The organism is Candidatus Nitrosocosmicus sp. T (assembly GCF_054408485.1).
Window position 1 is genome coordinate 2,005,879 of record NZ_CP166992.1, and the last position, 18,707, is coordinate 2,024,585.

Annotated in this window: 17 protein-coding genes; 9 read left to right on the forward strand and 8 right to left on the reverse strand. The window is 34.2% G+C overall.

Going from position 1 to position 18,707, the window contains the following annotated elements; all coding sequences use genetic code 11:
- Nucleotides 1-182: 182 nt before the first annotated feature.
- The 3 genes from AB0A59_RS10150 to AB0A59_RS10160 form a co-directional block, all read right to left on the reverse strand.
- Nucleotides 183-2,648, reverse strand: a complete 2,466-nt coding sequence (locus tag AB0A59_RS10150) for a metallophosphoesterase family protein (protein WP_458743502.1) — start codon at nt 2,646-2,648, stop codon at nt 183-185.
- 420 nt (nt 2,649-3,068) lie between these two features.
- Nucleotides 3,069-3,341, reverse strand: coding sequence for a phosphoribosyltransferase family protein (locus tag AB0A59_RS10155; protein ID WP_458743504.1), 273 nt, complete (start codon nt 3,339-3,341; stop codon nt 3,069-3,071).
- Nucleotides 3,338-3,616 carry a phosphoribosyltransferase family protein gene (locus AB0A59_RS10160; protein ID WP_458743506.1) on the reverse strand — a complete coding sequence of 93 codons (279 nt, stop codon included), beginning with the start codon at nt 3,614-3,616 and terminating at the stop codon, nt 3,338-3,340. The genes AB0A59_RS10155 and AB0A59_RS10160 overlap by 4 nt, the downstream gene beginning before the upstream one ends.
- Before the next feature lie 386 nt (nt 3,617-4,002).
- Here AB0A59_RS10160 and AB0A59_RS10165 point away from each other — a divergent pair, with 386 nt between their 5' ends.
- Entirely contained in the window at nt 4,003-4,329 is a 327-nt protein-coding gene (locus AB0A59_RS10165; RefSeq protein ID WP_458743508.1) for a cupin domain-containing protein, read from the forward strand.
- 228 nt (nt 4,330-4,557) lie between these two features.
- Here the strand turns inward: AB0A59_RS10165 and AB0A59_RS10170 are convergent, their stop codons facing one another.
- Complete coding sequence (locus AB0A59_RS10170; protein ID WP_458743509.1) at nt 4,558-5,466, reverse strand: metallophosphoesterase family protein; 909 nt, start codon at nt 5,464-5,466, stop codon at nt 4,558-4,560.
- Between the two features lie 177 nt (nt 5,467-5,643).
- Nucleotides 5,644-7,440 carry an ATP-binding protein gene (locus AB0A59_RS10175; protein ID WP_458743511.1) on the reverse strand — a complete coding sequence of 599 codons (1,797 nt, stop codon included), beginning with the start codon at nt 7,438-7,440 and terminating at the stop codon, nt 5,644-5,646.
- A 472-nt stretch (nt 7,441-7,912) separates the two neighbouring features.
- Here AB0A59_RS10175 and AB0A59_RS10180 point away from each other — a divergent pair, with 472 nt between their 5' ends.
- From AB0A59_RS10180 to AB0A59_RS10190, 3 genes are all read left to right on the forward strand, one after another.
- A complete protein-coding gene (locus AB0A59_RS10180) occupies nt 7,913-8,776 on the forward strand; it encodes a DUF421 domain-containing protein (RefSeq protein WP_458743513.1) in 864 nt (287 codons plus the stop codon).
- 354 nt (nt 8,777-9,130) lie between these two features.
- The gene (gene pth2, locus AB0A59_RS10185) at nt 9,131-9,487 is read left to right on the forward strand and encodes an aminoacyl-tRNA hydrolase (protein ID WP_458743515.1); all 357 of its coding nucleotides are present in this window, start codon (nt 9,131-9,133) and stop codon (nt 9,485-9,487) included.
- 419 nt (nt 9,488-9,906) lie between these two features.
- Nucleotides 9,907-10,686: a bile acid:sodium symporter family protein gene (locus tag AB0A59_RS10190; RefSeq protein WP_458747594.1), complete on the forward strand. Its 780-nt coding sequence runs from the start codon at nt 9,907-9,909 to the stop codon at nt 10,684-10,686.
- 218 nt (nt 10,687-10,904) lie between these two features.
- Here the strand turns inward: AB0A59_RS10190 and AB0A59_RS10195 are convergent, their stop codons facing one another.
- Both AB0A59_RS10195 and AB0A59_RS10200 read right to left on the reverse strand, forming a co-directional pair.
- Nucleotides 10,905-11,495 carry an NADPH-dependent FMN reductase gene (locus AB0A59_RS10195; RefSeq protein ID WP_458743517.1) on the reverse strand — a complete coding sequence of 197 codons (591 nt, stop codon included), beginning with the start codon at nt 11,493-11,495 and terminating at the stop codon, nt 10,905-10,907.
- 161 nt (nt 11,496-11,656) lie between these two features.
- Nucleotides 11,657-12,307, reverse strand: coding sequence for a helix-turn-helix transcriptional regulator (locus AB0A59_RS10200; RefSeq protein ID WP_458743519.1), 651 nt, complete (start codon nt 12,305-12,307; stop codon nt 11,657-11,659).
- Between the two features lie 274 nt (nt 12,308-12,581).
- On the opposite strand from AB0A59_RS10200, the gene AB0A59_RS10205 reads away from it, so the two are divergent.
- The 5 genes from AB0A59_RS10205 to AB0A59_RS10225 all read left to right on the forward strand — a co-directional run bounded on the left by AB0A59_RS10205 (nt 12,582) and on the right by AB0A59_RS10225 (nt 17,427).
- Nucleotides 12,582-13,517: a hypothetical protein gene (locus AB0A59_RS10205; RefSeq protein ID WP_458743521.1), complete on the forward strand. Its 936-nt coding sequence runs from the start codon at nt 12,582-12,584 to the stop codon at nt 13,515-13,517.
- Nucleotides 13,518-13,864: 347 nt separating this feature from the next.
- Complete coding sequence (locus tag AB0A59_RS10210; RefSeq protein ID WP_458743523.1) at nt 13,865-15,211, forward strand: multicopper oxidase domain-containing protein; 1,347 nt, start codon at nt 13,865-13,867, stop codon at nt 15,209-15,211.
- A gap of 2 nt (nt 15,212-15,213) precedes the next feature.
- Nucleotides 15,214-15,972: a hypothetical protein gene (locus AB0A59_RS10215; protein ID WP_458743525.1), complete on the forward strand. Its 759-nt coding sequence runs from the start codon at nt 15,214-15,216 to the stop codon at nt 15,970-15,972.
- Complete coding sequence (locus AB0A59_RS10220; protein ID WP_458743527.1) at nt 15,896-16,903, forward strand: ZIP family metal transporter; 1,008 nt, start codon at nt 15,896-15,898, stop codon at nt 16,901-16,903. Before AB0A59_RS10215 ends, AB0A59_RS10220 begins: the two co-directional genes overlap by 77 nt.
- 68 nt (nt 16,904-16,971) lie before the next feature.
- Nucleotides 16,972-17,427, forward strand: a complete 456-nt coding sequence (locus tag AB0A59_RS10225) for a metal-dependent transcriptional regulator (protein WP_458743529.1) — start codon at nt 16,972-16,974, stop codon at nt 17,425-17,427.
- A gap of 396 nt (nt 17,428-17,823) precedes the next feature.
- Here AB0A59_RS10225 and AB0A59_RS10230 read toward each other — a convergent pair whose 3' ends face one another.
- Nucleotides 17,824-18,582, reverse strand: coding sequence for a transglutaminase domain-containing protein (locus AB0A59_RS10230; protein WP_458743531.1), 759 nt, complete (start codon nt 18,580-18,582; stop codon nt 17,824-17,826).
- Nucleotides 18,583-18,707: the final 125 nt, after the last annotated feature.

An 18,707-nucleotide genomic window follows, 5' to 3' on the forward strand; every position in this document is an offset into this window, starting at 1 on the left:
TACCTATTTTATAGGTATTAGACCACCTTCCAAGTGATAATCAAAGAGTTCCTTTAGGAAAAAAAAGAAATTGTGATATAGAGTCGTGGCATAATAGTTTGTTCATCCACCCCATTGCAGTTTAGCTGCCCCTTTCTCGCTTCCTCCTCGATCCTTTTAATCGAAAAACAGAAAACAAAAATTCACAAGGTGTCTTTTTTCGTAGCATCAAATTCTATTACAGCTACGCTAGAACGTACTTTATTTTTTTTTAGATAAAATAATGTGTGGACCACAGTGCGTGTTTTTAAATTCAATGACACTGAACCAATGTTATTACTTGCTAACACTGGAGTAATACCGTAACCTTTAGGTGTTACAAGCATTCTGTATTCACCCCATTTAGGAAGCTGCTCTATAGAATCACTCTGCTTATCAATGAAATAACGATTAATCAAACTGGTAAATACAGTCCTTATTTTGAAAAGAAAAGATGTTCCTTTGGGGTGTTTTGAATAATTTTTATTTTCTTTTTGAGATATAGAAGAAGCTAGACTATTTTTTTTATATAAACTCCCATTTTCAATCATTTCACCAACATTTCCGTGATTACTGTAACTTTGGATATTATTTGTATTCATAAATCCACTGCGGGTGACATTCTTCTTTGTGATTATTATTTTATGTGCCAAATTTAGGATCATTATTGCTGCCTTTCTTTTTATCACACTATTACTTCTTAGTGGGCTACTTGTCAATTGAGCTGCATGTATGGAGTTTAGTACTAGATCATCTGCCTCTAAAGACAAACCCATTTGATTTGGATGATGTGAAGGAGTGAATATATCAAACCTTGCCTTCATAGTGAAAGCATAATGAACATCACCCGATAAAATTATGCAATAATCGGGACTAAATGTATTGGATAGAAAAGCCAAGAATTTTATAAATCCCGCTTCATTTGCTCTCCATGTCTCCAGATCCCATTTGTAAGTTCCTGAGATAGACGTCAAAAATCTCTGCACACTCTCTGCAAGTTCAAATCCAAAAACAGGGGTAGGAGAAATAATAACAAGGGGATCGCCCTTTACATACCCAGAGGCATAAACAATTTTTTTGATGTGATTCAATGCTTCGTCGTTTAAAAGTATAGGAGGTCCATCAGGGTTTACAAATTCTCTCTGTGTTCTACAATCTAGAAATATGGACGGCGGATAAGTAGGAGCCACATATATCCATTTTTTTAAATTCCAAATTTGGTCTTCTAACATTCGGATTCTGGCCCCTTTATTTATCCTGCCACTATCATAATCCAGATTTGAGACCGCATAAGTTTTTTTAAGATTAAGCAAACTCTTTTGTTTTCTTAAATCTAAATACTCCTTGATTATTTCAATAAAGTCATCATTAAATGAATTTGGGTCGTTCCCCCAACCCTGAAATGCCCAATAAGCGATAAGTCCATTGACAATAATTTGAGATCCGTTTATGCTGTTTTTAACAGAGTCGGACCACTTCTGATCTATGTTCCAATCGTCAGTAATTTCATGATCATCACAAATCATGTAAGTTGGTGTATTGGCAAGGAGTCTTCGAACTTTCCGGATAATTTTGCGACTTTGTTCAAGCTCTCTTAATTCTTTTTCATATTTTTGCTTTAATTTTGAACTTGGATGTAGTTTAACCAGATTAGAACCAAATTCCCGAGGCCAAAGCAATGGATTCCAAGCAACTAAATACATTGCAGCAAACTCGCCAAATCCTAGTAAGTGATTATCAGATACTCCCGAAGAAAATTGAGACTTGGAATTTACTATCTGTTTCCGACCCCCAATTGGTATATCTTCTAGGTTACTATCAATCCCGTCGATATTTTCTCGCCATCCTAGTAAGTCGGTTCCCAATCTAGATAAGTAGCCTATCAGAGGTCCAGATACGCCATCGGCGTAAATTTGATCACCTATAAGAAATAGACAGCTGGGTCTTTTCTTTAGATCTGAAATAGAGGAACCAACAAGCTTATCCCCTAAAATCAGGTTATCTTCATCATCACCATGTAATTTTCTACAAGAACCGTAGATAACATTTAGTTGAGACCCACTTTTCCCAACAGGAATATAGAATGTAGGCAAAGCAAACAAGTCATTTAATGATTTATTTTCATGAACATTGTACCCAGGCAGTTCTTCAAAATCAGAATTTTCATAAAGTATTGTATTTTCACCAGATAACAATCCTAGATCCTTTAAGCGCAATCCTTTTTCTTTATCCCCATGAGACAAAAAAAGTTCCAAATCATAAGCAAGGATCTCATCTGTGGGAAAAGTGGATAACAAGTTTTGTTTTTTATTTTCATCTATTTGAGTTAAAGAAAACGGCCTTGCAATTATGAGGCTCACATGTAGGTTTTCACCTAGTTTTAGAGAGCTATCATTCCCATTGCCTATAATATGCATATTAAGTTGAGAGAACCTTGTCTTGGATTCTTTATCTAGATCTTTGTTATCATCTTTTTTGTTTATGACATGACCATTAATTGATCCTTTACGGAAAATCTCCACTTTAGAATTTACTGATTTGCTAGTTGCTATCCAGATACACACCTGTGTTTTGTCGACTCTTCGAATCATTGGTCCAGCCAGTAGTAAAGGCAAAGTGGATTCAGTCATAATATCTGAATTCCTGCTAGTCTTATACCAGGTTTGCAATTGCAGTCTCAAGGTCGCCTATCCTGACATTTAACAAAGTTATATTCATTTTACAATTATAACTTGGAATTCTTTATAAAGAGTTATTATTACTATTGTTTTAGAAATAATAATAAAACTTGTATTTAAACGTAAAATAATCGGTATTAATTCTATAAAAAAATAAATATCATTCCCACAACACCTTTGCTTTTCCCTTCAATCTAGACAAACATGAAATCAAGACCCGATTATTAGAACACTAGTCGAAACAACAAATCAGCAATTGATATGTATACATGTAAAGTCATTATTGGCGTCTATTAAAATATAATTAGTTAGCCTCTATTTTCTAGCTGGTGCTTTATCATTATTTCTTTTACGGTCTCGTCACTTACTTGGTCAAAATCGGTAAAATTGGCCGACAGCAGAAAAAGCCTCTTCCATATGTAAAATTACAACATCGTCGGCTATGTTGGCAAGTTTATTCACTGTTTCATCTCTGGCTGGAGCTACAGGTACTGCAACAATAAGTTGCTTGCAATTAAAATTATTCTTTACCCATTCTGCAGAGGCGATTATGGTAGAGCCCGTAGCTATTCCATCATCAACAAGCACAACAACTCTTCCCTCAAATTTAGAGTGATAGGAAACCTCTCCTCTAAATTCTATCAAGCGTCGCTTAATTTCTTTTTTTGAAATTCTATCTCTTTTTCTAAATAAGCATTAGAAATATTGAAAAGGCGTGTGATTCCTTCATTTAAAAAGTAGCTTCCATCAGGCATCATTGCACCGACTGCGAATTCTTCATTGAATTCGGACCTTATCTTTCTAGAAATTAAAAGATCCAAATTGCATTTGAAATGATTTGCTATAATGTCACCTAATACTACACCACCTCTTGGTATTGCTAAAACTACTAACTCATTAGGGGCATTAGTTAAACTCATTTGATTTTTTTTAATATCTCTGCTAATTTTTTTGCCAACTCGTGCCCAGCTTGCTTGCGATCCCGAAACAAGACACTCATAATATTACATATCCGACTCCATTATTAAAATGAAAAAATACATGGAGAACAGTTTTCTTCCTGTAGTTCTGATGTATTCATTTTTTAAACTTTTTAGTTGGTCTATACCAAAATCTGGTTACCTTCAAGGTAATCCAAAAGTATTGCTTCACCTAAAACGAATTTATGTAGAAATAAACTACATCGTACACGCCTTCATTTTATTTACAAAGTTAGTTAGTATACCAGCCATCAGTTGAGTATATCATTGGTCACCCCCAAATTCTGAGGAACAAACTACTAATTTAGGATGCATTCTTGAAAAACATGGATAAAATTTTTGACCTTGAATCTATACTGTTAAAGCTCGATAAAGAAAGCAATTCAACTTATTTTTTAGATTTTTTGCGCAACGATAGTTTTGAAGCCGGAGTGCTTAGACTCAATCCAGGTCAAAAAGACATACAAGGTCCTCACTTAGAAGACGAACTCTATTTCGTTATAGAAGGTAAAGGATATATCAATATATCAGAAGTGAATCATCAAATAAGCAAAGGCTCTTTTATTTTTGTTCCTGCCAAAACTAAACATTATTTTCATGGAAACAAGGAACCACTTGTAGTTCTATATGTATTTAATGTTTTAAAGAAATGATATTGCTTACAACATGAAGGTAAAAAAGTAGTAATTATTCTCTATCGCTTTAACCTACAAATTTTCGGATAGACCTCTTTTAGAAAACATTCTACAGTGGCTGCCAAAAATATAGGATTTGTTTATTACATATGTGTTTACTTTATTATAGGATCACATTATCTAAAATAATTTGTGTTGATAGTATGTATTCTTCTGCAGTAAATTTATGCATATTTTAACAGTTATTTAATCTGGAGACATTATATCTGCGATTCGTGTTACCCTATCCTCAGGATTGTATTTATCAACTACCTCAGATAATGGCATCCTTTTTCCGCCCACTATTTTAATATCTATATCGATTTTGCCATCCTCTCCTATATCAATAATATTGTAGGTATCCTCAAAAACACCTCTATATCTCCACGAGCAGGCTGTTCCGGCATAGGCTATTTTCATAGTACCTAGATTCCATATCCATGGTCTGTGCTTGTGACCACAGATAACTAGATCTACATCGTTAGCCAGGCACGTATTTAATACATCACCTGCATCAGAAATACCTACCACATTGGTATAGCCAGTATCAGGTATGGCAATAAGGTGATGATGCATTGCAACTATCTTTATTGTTGTCTTGTTCTTATCTTGCTGTTGTTGCTGTTGTTGCTGTTGTTGCTGTTGTTGGTGCGCCTTCTGGTGCTTATCGGTAGTATGTCTTGAAATGTTATATTTTTTTAGAATTTTGTTTAACCAAAGGTTTTGTCTATATCCGACTTCACCCTCATCTCTATCTGCCCTTGAGGTTCCAACTGTAGTAACTATTACTGTTTGGTTCTTGTTCTTTGGATCAATATATTTGTAAACTCTCGAACCGCTTGGTGCAGAAACAGGGAAGAATTGTCTAAATAAAAGATAGCCGGTATGTCTATAATCATGGTTCCCTGGGAATATTATTAAATTCTTGCACGAAAATTTTTTTATTTCTTGCTGTGCCTGTTCGAACTGAAAGAATAGTCCATCATCTGTTAAATCTCCAGATATAATTATGACATCGGGTTTTAGATCATTATTAACCTCATCAACCAAAGTATCAAAAGTATCTTTTTTAAATAAACCACCAATATGTAGGTCAGATATTTGAACAAATCTCATAATATTATCTTATTAAATAGTTTGAAAGCTAACGTTAAATACTTTAACAAAAAAGGATATGAGCACCATATTATTCAAATTAGTTGACGCTTACAAGTATACTTATCATATCATATCATTTCATATTATATCGTATAATTACCATCAGTAAAAGTGTATAATAATCCCATGTCAAGATCATGGTCTTTTGAATGTGGGTTTGGGAATAGTAATTTTGATAGGATGCCTAAATGCAGGATGTACCAAGATAAATTCACCTTTGTGTAGTTTGCTAATAACAGATTTGGTAGTGTCGTCTACCATCGAATAAGAATTTGATGAAAGTTCGGACAGACCCAATTTGGTAATAACATGTAAACCAGTATTTTCGTTAATGCTTGGATCAATTTGGCTCTTGAATTGTTGTGCAGAGAATAGAATGCAGTGCCTGGACTTGCCTGTAATCAAGGTCTTTAACAATTCTTCTGCAACTGCTGAACGATTAGACATTGAAACTCCAAGACCCGTACTACCAGATTCTCCCCTTGGCAAAAATCTATTAACTTCGTCAATAAAGATCACAATATATTTTGGTTTTTTTGCCGTATTTGTTATTGTATTCTCCTTTTCATGATCAATTTCAGCATCAGCCCCATCAAAATCGTCGTCATGATTATTTACATGACCAACAGAGTACATCTCGTTTATAGTTCTCATTACATCTCCAACTACGAATGCTTGTTCGTCTAACGTTGAAAGCCTAGCTATATCTATTACAAAAACTTCATTTCTTTTCATTTTCTTAATTTCCTTGCCAAGATACGTACTTGTTACCTTCTTATCTACAAATAGAGTAAATGGTTTTCGGTATCTTTGGATCATCCCTTGAAACTTTAACAGTGTTGTTTTATGGGTAACAATCTCTTCTGGGTAATCAGTAAAGTTGATCAAGTCTGTCCAAGTTTCAATCTTGTCAGAATTTCTCTTGTCATTGCCACCTTGGCTCAAGTTTGGCCAAAATTCATAAATGTAATTTAAGATTGATGAAATATTATGCTGTGGATCAAGTGTTGTTTCAGAGGAAAATAACAATTCCAATCGATCATAAACATCGGGTAATTCAAAAGAATATGTCATATAGTTTTTGTCTGGAATATGTGCCGAATTTGGTTTACCGTCTTTTCCTCTTGGAAGAAAATATTTTACATTACTAAATGGAGTCAAGTTCAACCCAAGCAGGTCTAGTACTTGTTTATCCTCGAGTGTATAATCTTCATCTCTTTCCTTATCTAAATACAATAGATCTTTTTCTTTAGTATTGAATAAGATTATAGAAATACCTTCGTCCGATAGTTTTTGGTGAAGAACTTGTAATAAAAATAAAAGGTAACTAGTCTTCATGTTTCCTGAAATTCCAGTGGCGTTAACGTGAGTGGTATCAGGTCCAAAAACATACGTTACATCTAGATCTATGGGGATTTTACTGTCGTTAGTCATCGAAATTACACCCGAAGGGATGGGATGTTCCATTTCTGGAATTCCAAGAGATGAAATGACCTCCTCGATAGTAGCAAAGGTAACGAGTTTACCTTCCTGAACTGGCATGTTGATGCTCAAATTTTTTGACTTTACAGGCTTTTTGCTATGGCTTGAATCATTTGAAAAATATTCCTCTTGACCGCTGGCGACGAATTGACGGTTAGCAATCACTTCAATCTTTGCCACAGTCAGGCCATATCCAAGTTTTTCATCTGTGTTCATGTTAAGATTCAGCAGAGAAGAATATTGATTTTTAGCAATAGATTCTAGATCTAAATAGATCCTTTTTAGTTCTTTAACAATTCCAATAGTTTTAGTGTTTTGAACATTTTCTACGCTAATAAAGTCGAAAGGATTTATCAGGATTTCAGGTTTAATTATGATCCAGAATGAATCAATAGAATTAGAAAAATTTTCAGATACGAAGGTAATTCCGAGGGGTTTGATATCTTGCATCTGTAAAATCTTAATCTACAAAGGTTATAAGAAACCAAGTTTTAGACAAATAGTATCTGAACTTCTTTACAAAACATTTATTTTTATAATTCCTTTTTTCAAAGGAAAAAATTTATGAATAAACTATGTTGCAATGAATTTTGTGATTTCACCATGGCTAAACGTTCATAAAAAAATTGTAAGTAGCCAACTGAATATAAGTAATGTGAGTGAGTGTTAGTAAAAATATTAGCAGATATACATGTTGAATTCCTACAAATGAAATCTGTAATTAAATGGCATTTACATGACAAATTCGAAACTACCCGTTAGTTGTATAGAATATTGTCAAAGTGGAATCAAGGTTGAAATCGACAACCAAATCATTTTGACAGCCAATAATCAATTATTAATAATTTCTGTTCATATTAAATCTTGCAATTGATTGTAGATATTAACATTAACATATCTGCCAGCGTATCAAATTTATAGATTGATAAATAATTCAAAAAGAGAGATAATTACACTCATAGTTCTTGCCATAACGATAGTTATTTTTGGATATATTGTTTATCAGATAAATCTTATTTCAGTTACACTAAACTCGGTACTGGAGCAAAACTCATTGTTCTATGAGAAAATAAGTAGGGAGAATCCAGAACTATCCAAGTTAGAACTAAACAACAGTAACAGCGGTACACATAGTAATGGCATTTCGGAACAATTAACATTAAGCAATGTATCGTCGCAGATGGCATCTGAATCACGGACTTCTGGTAGTGGTGGTAGTGGTAGTGGTAGTAGCGGTGGACAGGTTGTGGAATCCAGGCCCTTTCCGTACGATTTGATACATAATGCCATAGCAACAGATCCATCTACTATTTTATCAGTAGTTGTTAGGACCGCAATAATCGCAACATTGGTTTTTGTTATAGTAAAATGGCTTGGTGGTAAGGGAATTGGCCAGTTGTCTCCGTTTGGATTGCTAATCGTTGTGGGACTAGGCTCAGCAATTGGCGATCCTATGCTTTATAAAGAAATATCCATCACCCAAGCGATGGCTGCCGTTATAATTGCAGTAATTTTCTTTAAAGTAATAGACTATCTCACTCTAAAAAGCAGGCGATTTAGAGATTCTTTAGAACCTAAACCAATCCTATTAGTAGAACATGGATCGATAGTCGCTGATGGCCTAAAAAAAGCTAAAATGGATATTACAGAATTTGAGGCAGAAATGAGATTGAAGGGAGTAGAAGATGTAAGAGAAATTAAATATGCTCGTTTAGAATCTAACGGTAGGATAAGCTTCATAATGAGAAAGAAAATGGCGTCGGATGGCTTCAAGGGAGATGAATGAATAAGAATATAAATTCGTCTTTGACCAATTGCTTGGTTAGCGATTATGAATAATTTAAACAAGTAGTTATATTAAACCTAAACAGTAGTAACAATCTTTTGAAGGTGAAATCCTTTTATGATACTTACTGGAAAATTGAAGTGAAAATGACAAATGTGCTAATGGTAACCTGATGTAATACTTTATAGATATGGCAATAACTAAGGAGGAGAACAGTTAATGCAACTCTATATCAGAGGTGCTCTAGAGAAAAGCATATGATTTGAATTAGATTAATAGGATGGTGTAACTTCAAGGATAATTCATTTCTATCAGGTTGTTTAATTTATATAATTCACTCTCATTTTTAGAGTATTGAACAGCAATGACGACATAAAATACGTTGTGGTTGTAAGAAAAGATCTTGGAATGGGCGTCGGAAAAATTGCTGGCCAAGTCGGTCACGCCTGCAGTTCGGTTGTGTGGCAAAATCCGGACCATGTAGCCTCTTGGTTTAACTACGGTGGCCAAAAAAAAGCAGTCCTAAAGATTCAATCAGAAAAGGAATTAATTGATATTATAAAAAAGGCTCAAGCATATAATATTATAACTACGGTGATCAGGGACGCTGGAAAAACACAAATTGAACCTAACACTATGACATGTTGCGGATTTGGACCGGATTATTCATCTAAACTGGATAAACTGACTGGACATTTAAAATTACTATAGTATTAACAGAGTTGTTGATTAGAAAACGAGTTTAGTTCTTATTAAAAAAAATCATGCGACTCAAAATAGACGATTCAACAAAAAACCTAAGACATCAAGATGTGAGAATTGGTAATAATTGCAAAAATTGATCCGTACTATATTAACTATCGAAATATTAAAAGAAACTTTCAAAAGCAGTAAAAATTGCTCCAAAGAATTGCAATCTCTATTTTTATTCTATAATACCAACGAATTTGATGACGATATGGCAGGACTAAAATATGCCCATACTGAATTCTAATCACATTTTTTATTACCTAGTTTTAACTGTTTTATCTTCGTCAGCAATAGGTCTATTATTCCCAAATGTAGGAATTCTTATAGAACCATATTTATTATTATGGCTTGGTCTTTTACTTTTGTTTAATCTAGTCAATATGAATCTGTCAGAACTTTATACAGTGTTTTCCCATCCTAAGAATCTGATTATTCTTACTATAGCAAAACTGGTAATAATTCCGGTCGGAATATACGTAATTATGAACCTGATTTCAGTTACTATTATTCCTGTAAGTGCAAGTTTAATGTTGTCAGTGTTTTTATTATCATCCATCTCTACAGGACTTGGATCACCATTTGTTGTAAACTTTGTTGGTGGGAGATTACCAATAGTAGTTGGTTTAATAATAACCACTTCATTGGCGGTCCCATTTATATTACCTATTTTGATATTTCTTTTTTTTAGCAGCAACTTTGCAATTCCTATTTTCGACATGATAGTACTTCTTTTGGTAGCATTAATTTTACCGTTGATAGCAAGTCAGCTCTTAAAAAAAATTTCACCTCACCTTACAGAGCAGATCCATAAACAATCGCTAAACCTTTCGCTTGTTTTCATTTTCTTGATTAATCTGGGAATTTTTGCTAAATATTCTTATTTCTTTTTTTCTAGTTCCACTATAACCATAGAAAACATCGTTTTAGCGTTCATCCTATTTAGTTGTTATGGATTGGCAGGATATGGCCTCTCGAGGCTAATGGGTTTATCAAAGGATGATAGAATATCAACTATCATTTCAATGATATATGTTAACAATATTTTGATAGTAGTGTTTGCCCAACAATTCTTTGGAACTGAGATCGCAGCATTGGCTGCATTTTTTAACATCCCTTATTACGTCGGTATTTTGCTACTAAAAAAAACTCTAAGGCCATAATGAATTTTTGCTGTTACCATTGTTTTCATGGTTTTATATAGCAAAAGGTTAAAGTAGTTCATATTTTAGCATAAGTGGATACTTTAGAACCAAAACCAAATTCAATCGTGACTGTTTGATTAAATAATTATTGAAGGTTATGGATCGTCTTGATATTTTAATGAGAAATAAAATCCAGGTATCTTATTGTCATGATTGTATGGTTTAATGCTCCATCATTATTTTCTGTAGTGTACTGCATATGAATTTTGTATCGTTGAATTCAAATCCTTTTTAAATTGATTACCAATTAAGCTACCATATACTACCAAATCTCTTGCAAAGCTATCAAGTCTGCCTAGCAATCGAGCGTTTATGATTTCACGGTCATTATTAAAATCTTGGGTTGAGTTTATCGATATTCCATAAGGTAAACTCCAACCATAACATTGCCTTATAGCAGTTCTCATCTGATCCATTACAGTCAGGCCCTTTTCATGCGAAGAACAGATGTACCCAAATGTCTTTCCGGCAAACTCTGCCCAAAAGTAATCTAAAAAGTTTTTTAGGGATCCTGCCATTGAACCATGGTAGTCTGGTGTTGCAAGGATTATAGCATCAGCCCAGTTAACTAATTCAAAGGCATGCCTAATGCCGCTTATTTTTTCATCGTATTCAGCAGCATACATGGGTAAAGGATTTGAATAGAGATTCAATAATCTTGTATCTCCACCAATTTTGTTAACTTTATTTAATATAATCTTCAATGTTTCTGTACTAAAAGAATCTTGCCTCATACTAAATCCAACACCGAGGACCTTTAATGTCATATTTAGAAAATACCTCCTGTAGTACTTGTAAAAATAAAAATATTACTTGTTTTATCCACACATATTATTCGTAATAGTAATTTATAAATATAAGAGTTTACAAATTATATAAATTATGACTTTAAGATCTTATATTGGTAAATACAAACAACCATAGAGCACTAAATGAATTCAGCCTTTTCTTTAATCAAGAATTTACAAATAGAATCTCCTTTTGCTGCTCTATGAGTAACTTCTACTTTAGCATCTAAAACATGTTCGAACAATTCGGTTTCAATAGAGCAAGCCTCCCAATGCTTTTCTGCTATCATTATTATGGGACAATTATACTCCAGGAGAGTATGAGAATTGCCTTTTCTGTCCTTTTTGGATTCGGCAATATAGCCTTCTTCATCCCTAATTTTTGCTAACTCTCTTATCTTTTCATTAAATTCCATACCCTTCATACGGATACTATATTTTTCAAATAGTTCCTTTTGACGTTCTCGTAATACCGACTCCACTGCATCCTTCCCAATTTTTTTTTCAATATAGTTCAAAGCATGTGTTGCTATTTCACCGTATGATTTTGGAAATGCAGTTTTTCCAGAACCCGTTAATGAGTATTGCATTATGGGTCTGCCCACACCGTTTCGAATTTCAATACTTTCGACCAAACCTCTATCTTGTAAATCACTCAAATGCTTGTGTACAGCCATTCTAGAAATCTTCATAGCTTTTGACAAGTCTAATAATCCCGCTTGTCTCATGACCTTAAGAAAATACAATATTTTTCTTTTTGGATCGGATTGTAAGAAGGCTTCAGATTTCATTTTATTATATCCATCATTAAGAATCATTTAGGACATTTAGATAAGACACTTATAATTAATATACAATTAGGTTTATTAATTAAGTTAAGAAGTTAGCTTAGAAGTACCTAATTAACTAGATATAGAAATAATACACAATTAAAGTCTTTTCTTACTTAGAACCAAAGAATAAAGGAGAAGATCAAATCAGCCTTCATTTCAGAATTAGTCCTTTACTTTTAAATAAATGTAAAGCACCAAAGTTTAAAAATGGTTCAAAATAACAAATTATAGGTTGATTATTACTAAACCTCACCTGGCAATAGTAGGTTTGATAATTATAACGATTATTCTAATATATTACTATTACTATGAGATAGTCGTATTGCGAGAAAAGCAACCAGAGCCAGAGCCAAGGCCCCAAGAAGTAATTACTCCTGAAGGCAAAGACATTTTTGGGGTTAATGAAATTTATCCCACTGCAAAAAATGGAAGAGAGTGGTTTATTGACATGGAAGATCCTTTAAATGACAAATCCTTCTCAATTACATCAGATGTTCCCATAGTAAAGAATGTAGAAGATGGTTTATCTTGGTCAATCAATGATACTCAGATTAGAATGAACGTCGATACTCCAGACAGTATACAACCCTGGAAAAATATTGAGATGACAGGCTATATCAAGATTAGGTCGGTTTATGATACCAATCAAGAAGATAGAGAAGGAATTGCTAGTGGGGATTTGGAATCTCTCGCTCCTGATTTGACGTGGCGTGCACGTGGAGGATCACATAACAGTCAGAATCCTTGTGAAGGAACCGCATTAAATGGAGGAATAGATGTGGTAAACATGGAAGCATCTTGGAAAAAAGAAATTTGGCATACTGGCGGATACACCGATTCTAAAGGTTCCGCTAAGGCAACTGAGAATACATTATTAGATAGATGGATCGGCTGGAAGACGATAATGTACAACTTTAATAATGATACCAGTGTAAAAATGGAATCATATATTGATGATAATAATGATAATGTATGGAAAAAGGTAAACGAAGTTACTGATGAAGGCGGTTGGTTTGCCAACAGTTCTGATGAAGAATTTAGCAGTGCAAATTGCAATAAGGCTAAGGACTACGTAATAACTAATTCAGGACCAATCGCAAGTTTTAGAGCTGACAACATTGCATTTGACTTTAAGAATCTTAGTATTAGAGAAATTGAGCCGGCCTGAAATAATCTAAACATGATATTTTTTATTAGTCCTATAGGAAATATGAAATTAATTTTGAGTAGTAGTTGTCTTAACAAATAAGCATTGATTGAGCATGAGATACTCTGATGCTGGGTTTTGGGCTATTCTTGAGTTCTAACTCCTACTGCAAATTTCCGATTAACATGATAGCAATTCTTTGGTATCTAAGTAGAAATAAAGCCTTAAAGCAGTATCACGATGGTATTTCCCATCTGATTTTGATGGTACGGATAATTTGTCGTGGATATTGATTTGTATATCGTACATCTAAACTTTAAAACTTAACCTTGGCTAACATTTATTAACCTAGTTAAGTAATATAGATTATGCAAAATTTCAGGCGGTTAGTGCTGCCCATTTTTTCAATTGTATTGGTTGTTACGGTAGCTTTGATAATGTCTACCTACATACTTAACCCGTTAAACCCATCTTTTGATACCCATGCTCAAAACTCAACCGACAATAGAAAAATGGTTGGAAGCCATACACCAGGCTATCCCGTATTTCGATCGACTGGAGATATACTAGATCCTATTTCTATTCCTGGCGACTCAAAAAATGCAGTAGTAGATCCTAATCAATATTTACGTGAATTCAACTATGGACAGGTTTCAGAATATTCAAATGGAACCGCCCTAAGAGAATACACACTGGTTGCTTCGGATTCAGAAATAAAAGAAGTGTCACCAGGGGTTTTTTACAATGTATGGACGTACAATGGCACGATACCTGGTCCGACAATTCGAGCTACCGAAGGTGACAAGATAAAAATCAATTTCATTAATAACGGTTCAAAACCTCATTCAATACACACTCACGGAATCCACCCAGCAGAGGTGGATGGGGTTTTTGAAATGATTGGACCAAAGGGCAAGTTCACCTATGAATTTACTGCCGAACCATATGGTGTTTATCCATACCACTGTCACATGACACCGCTTGAAGAACACATAACACATGGACTCTATGGTGTGATGATTATTGATCCAAAGACTCCAAGGCCGCAAGCAGATGAAATGGTCATGGTCATGAATGGATATGATACCGACTTTGACACAGAAAATAATTTTTACACTGTAAATGGGATCCCTTATTTCTATATGCATAATCCAATAGAGATCAATAAGGATGAACTAACAAGAATTTATCTAGTCAATATGTTAGAGTTTGATCCTATAAACAACTTCCACTTGCACGCTAACATGTTTGACTTTTATCCAAGTGGAACTAGTCAAACTCCTGTTGAGCTCAATGACATTGTAACTATGAGTCAAGGAGAAAGAGGCATTTTAGAATTCAAGTATAAATATCCAGGAAATTACATGTTCCATGCTCATAAAACAGAATTTGCGGAAAAGGGGTGGATGGGTATATTCAAAGTGATAGAGAATGGTCAAGACGATAAAAATGCGACTGATCTAAGTAGCAACAGTTCAAAAAACCCAAATAACATATCCGTTTCTGGGAATCAATCTTATGTCTTAGCAGATTCAAGTCAGACCGTTGGAAATGATATTGACTTTGAAAATAGTAAGATAGTGTATAATCATTCATCCTATAAGGTTAGTAACAACTCACTTCATGACAGCAACAGCCAACAGCACCCAAACAATCCAAGTGCTTTAATTTCTTACTATCAGGACGATTCAAACTTTAGCCAAGGAGCGACCTGAGAATGAAAGATAAGAATTTAGAAAAAGCAGATAAGGATAAAGAATTAGGTATGAATAAGGAAAATAAAATATTTGCCAACACTTTTGACAATATTAGTGGACAGGGCGAAAAGAAACCAGATATTGGAGATACAAAAGAGCTAACTACTATTGGTATCAACCCAGCTAATGCAAACACAAAAGCGACCAAAGGAAAAAGAAAAAAAATTACATCCTTGTTCCTAGCCATTACACCTCTAATCATTCTGGCTGGTATGATTTATTTTCTTTCTAGTCCGTATGGTCAAAACTTGATAAACACGGGTGTTCCCCTACCAGAAGTAACTATAGAAAAAGTAGAGTTTCATGAAAATCAAGTGGTAGCTTTTATCCGTAATACGGGTCCCGAGCAAGTTACGATTTCCCAAGCAGACATTAATGATAGGATACAATCTGCGGCAATCGAACCTTCCCAAGTATTACCAAGGCTTTCAGAAGCTAAAGTCATAATACCCTTTTTTTGGAACACAGCAGAACCTTATGAAGTAGGCATAACCACTTCTGATGGAACAAGATTTAGCAAGGTCATCGAGGCTGCTGCTCCAGCTCCAATCCCTAACATTAACCAGTTCTCAGTATTTGCCATGTTGGGAATATTTGTAGGTGTGATACCAGTACCTAATTGGACTTGCATGGTATCCGTTTATGAGGAAAATAACAAGAAATCAATACAATTTCTTTTTGAGTTTAACCGCAGGTTTGTTGGTATTCTTGGGGATTGATGCATTCTTAGAAAGTAATGAAATTGCTGCGAACAATTTAGCTGCGATTTTTAATGGTCAACTTTTAATACCAGTTATTATCATAGCGACGTTCCTTGGATTATTTTATCTCTCTGAGTATTTCGGCAAGAGAGCAGAGTCAAAATTATCCTATGAATATGAAAACGAAAAGGCGGGGAAGGACATTGCGACAAGACAAATAGAGACTCAAAATAATTCATTAGAGTCTTCTGACAAACCTATATCGAAAACAAGGCTTGCATCAATATACCTGCCAAATCAGCTTTCTAATGATATCTCAGATATAACACAAGGGGAACAGGAGGAGGTAGATGAGGAGAAGACGAAGAAAAAAGAGGAACAGCTGGCCCAATTTATTGATAAGCGTGATATCATCAAGCCTCTTACTCTATCGCTAATGGTTGCAATAGGAATTGGCTTACACAATTTCGGTGAGGGCCTAGCCATAGGAGCAGCAGTGTTACTCGGCGAAATTGCACTAAGCACCTTTTTGATCATAGGGTTTACAATACACAATACAACAGAAGGGCTGGCCATCGTTGCCCCCCTAGCAAAAACAGGAAGATTAATGATAAGACGATTAATTGCAATGGGACTGATTGCAGGGGTTCCTACCATTTTAGGTACTTGGATCGGTGGATTTGTATATTCGCCGTTAGCCTCAATCATATTCTTATCGGTTGGAGCAGGTGCAATATTTCAGGTTGTTTACGCCCTCGCAGTATGGATGAGTAAATCAATTAAGCAAAGTAGCAAGATTAACAACACCGAAAGCAGGGCTTTTTGGGAAAAATCAGTTAAATCCGGAGTGAATTCATTATCTGTCTACGAGAAAAATCCTAGTGCGGCTATAATAGCCGGATTTATCATCGGATTGTTAATAATGTATATTACGGGATTGCTGGTGTAATATGTTAGTCTTGCAAAGTTTTTTATCAAAGCTTGGTTTCTATATAACTAACTAGGTGAACTATACAGTTGTCAAATAATACTTCAACTTTTGGAGAAAACACAATAATTGACTCTATTAAAAAGGTCAATAGTTCACAGAGAAAGGAACGTACAGATAGGATGGAAGACTATCTTGAGATTATTTATGAATTAGTTCTACAAAAAGGATATGCCACAAGCGTAGATATTACCGAATGTTTGAATGTCTCGGCTCCTAGCGTTACCAAGATGATGAGAAGGTTAAATACCACAGGGTATTTAGAATATGAAAAATATAGAGGTATACGATTAACCCAACAAGGAACAAATGTTGCCCAAAATATCAGGAGAAAGCACGAATTATTGACAGAGTTCTTCACGTTTATAGGCGTAAGAGAGGATATTGCAAACTCAGATGCGGAGGGCATAGAGCATCACTTACATTCTGAAACGCTAGAAAGACTAGAAGAATTTCTTAATGCAAATAGAAGAAAGCAAAAATGAGAGAGTGAGACCACTAATAAAAACAATCAAAAAAATATTAGTAAAAATCAAAACAATCGTAAAAAATAAGACATGGATGAAGAGAAGACGACAGAAAATCCTTAAGTAATTTTTATCAGTTGGTTTTTCTATCAAAAGCCATAATACATAAATGAACAAGTAAACTATAGGCGCAGTATCAAAAAATCTTGTAATCAAGAATAAAGAATAAACATCTAACTGGGTCCAAAGGTGAACTTAATCTAATCTAACAATATATTCAATGGTAGAAACAAGACTCGATCCTTAACTTCAGATCTTTATCCTAAAATGTAATACGACCCATAGTATCATCATAATTTATTGAAATCTGGATTCGACTTGATGTCAGCGTAAAGGGATGAATAAGGAATAAGATTATATTTTTTTATAATAATCTACTATTCTAGACATACTGCTATTCTTTCGCTTCTTTCTCTTTTCTAGTATAGTTTTCCAATCAAAAGAATAATTTTTTGTTACATCTGTTATGTCAGCATTTGAAAACGCAAGCACATATTGATACTTTTTATTCCAATTTTTTTCATAATAATGAGGATTATTGATTGAAATAGGATATTCAAGAGTTGAATCTACGTGAATCCAATTTCCCTCAATTAGAGCTTCGTTCCAACAATGATCTAGAAAATCATGAACTATTCTTGATTGTATCGATAAAGAACTGAGAATAGCTCCAAATAGAAAGGACCATTCACTACATCTGCCGATTCGATTAAATGTTATATTTTCTATCTCACCATATCGAGGAAACACTATTGTAAAAGAACATTGATGGCATGTATGATATTCGACACTTCTTACTATCCAAGAATTACCTTTAACATATCTAATATTCAATGATAAGTTGCATGACGGACATACGGGACTCTTATCCATCCATTTCATGAAATCATGTTTAAACCAATTGAGCAGTAATTGCATAGGCATCATCAAGTCTATCTTTCCACTCATCCTTTTATCAAATTCATTTTTAATATTGACAGGCACTAAACTCTGAATGGATTCAAGTAAATCTGTATCCAGATATTGCCTAGCAACCTGCTTATACAGAACAAGAATATCCTTTGTAAGTGGATAAGGAAGCCCATTATTTGCTAAATCAAAAAAGTTTAGCACTAGTTAATCACTAAATAATCATTTAAAAATCAAGTGCTCCTATGCTAGCCTCTTGCATCAAAAATTTCATCTAAAAGTTATTGAAATATTTATGTATAGAAATTCAAAAGAATGAAAATCCTAGA

Coding starts and splice junctions, on each gene's coding strand:
- AB0A59_RS10150 (WP_458743502.1), bottom strand. CDS start 2,648: ATGACTGAATCCACTTTGCCTTTACTACTGGCTGGACCAATGATTCGA.
- AB0A59_RS10200 (WP_458743519.1), bottom strand. CDS start 12,307: ATGAAATCTGAAGCCTTCTTACAATCCGATCCAAAAAGAAAAATATTG.
- AB0A59_RS10190 (WP_458747594.1), top strand. CDS start 9,907: ATGAATCTGTCAGAACTTTATACAGTGTTTTCCCATCCTAAGAATCTG.
- AB0A59_RS10220 (WP_458743527.1), top strand. CDS start 15,896: ATGAGGAAAATAACAAGAAATCAATACAATTTCTTTTTGAGTTTAACC.
- AB0A59_RS10195 (WP_458743517.1), bottom strand. CDS start 11,495: ATGACATTAAAGGTCCTCGGTGTTGGATTTAGTATGAGGCAAGATTCT.
- AB0A59_RS10160 (WP_458743506.1), bottom strand. CDS start 3,616: ATGAGTTTAACTAATGCCCCTAATGAGTTAGTAGTTTTAGCAATACCA.
- AB0A59_RS10215 (WP_458743525.1), top strand. CDS start 15,214: ATGAAAGATAAGAATTTAGAAAAAGCAGATAAGGATAAAGAATTAGGT.
- AB0A59_RS10165 (WP_458743508.1), top strand. CDS start 4,003: ATGGATAAAATTTTTGACCTTGAATCTATACTGTTAAAGCTCGATAAA.
- AB0A59_RS10175 (WP_458743511.1), bottom strand. CDS start 7,440: ATGCAAGATATCAAACCCCTCGGAATTACCTTCGTATCTGAAAATTTT.
- AB0A59_RS10210 (WP_458743523.1), top strand. CDS start 13,865: ATGCAAAATTTCAGGCGGTTAGTGCTGCCCATTTTTTCAATTGTATTG.
- AB0A59_RS10170 (WP_458743509.1), bottom strand. CDS start 5,466: ATGAGATTTGTTCAAATATCTGACCTACATATTGGTGGTTTATTTAAA.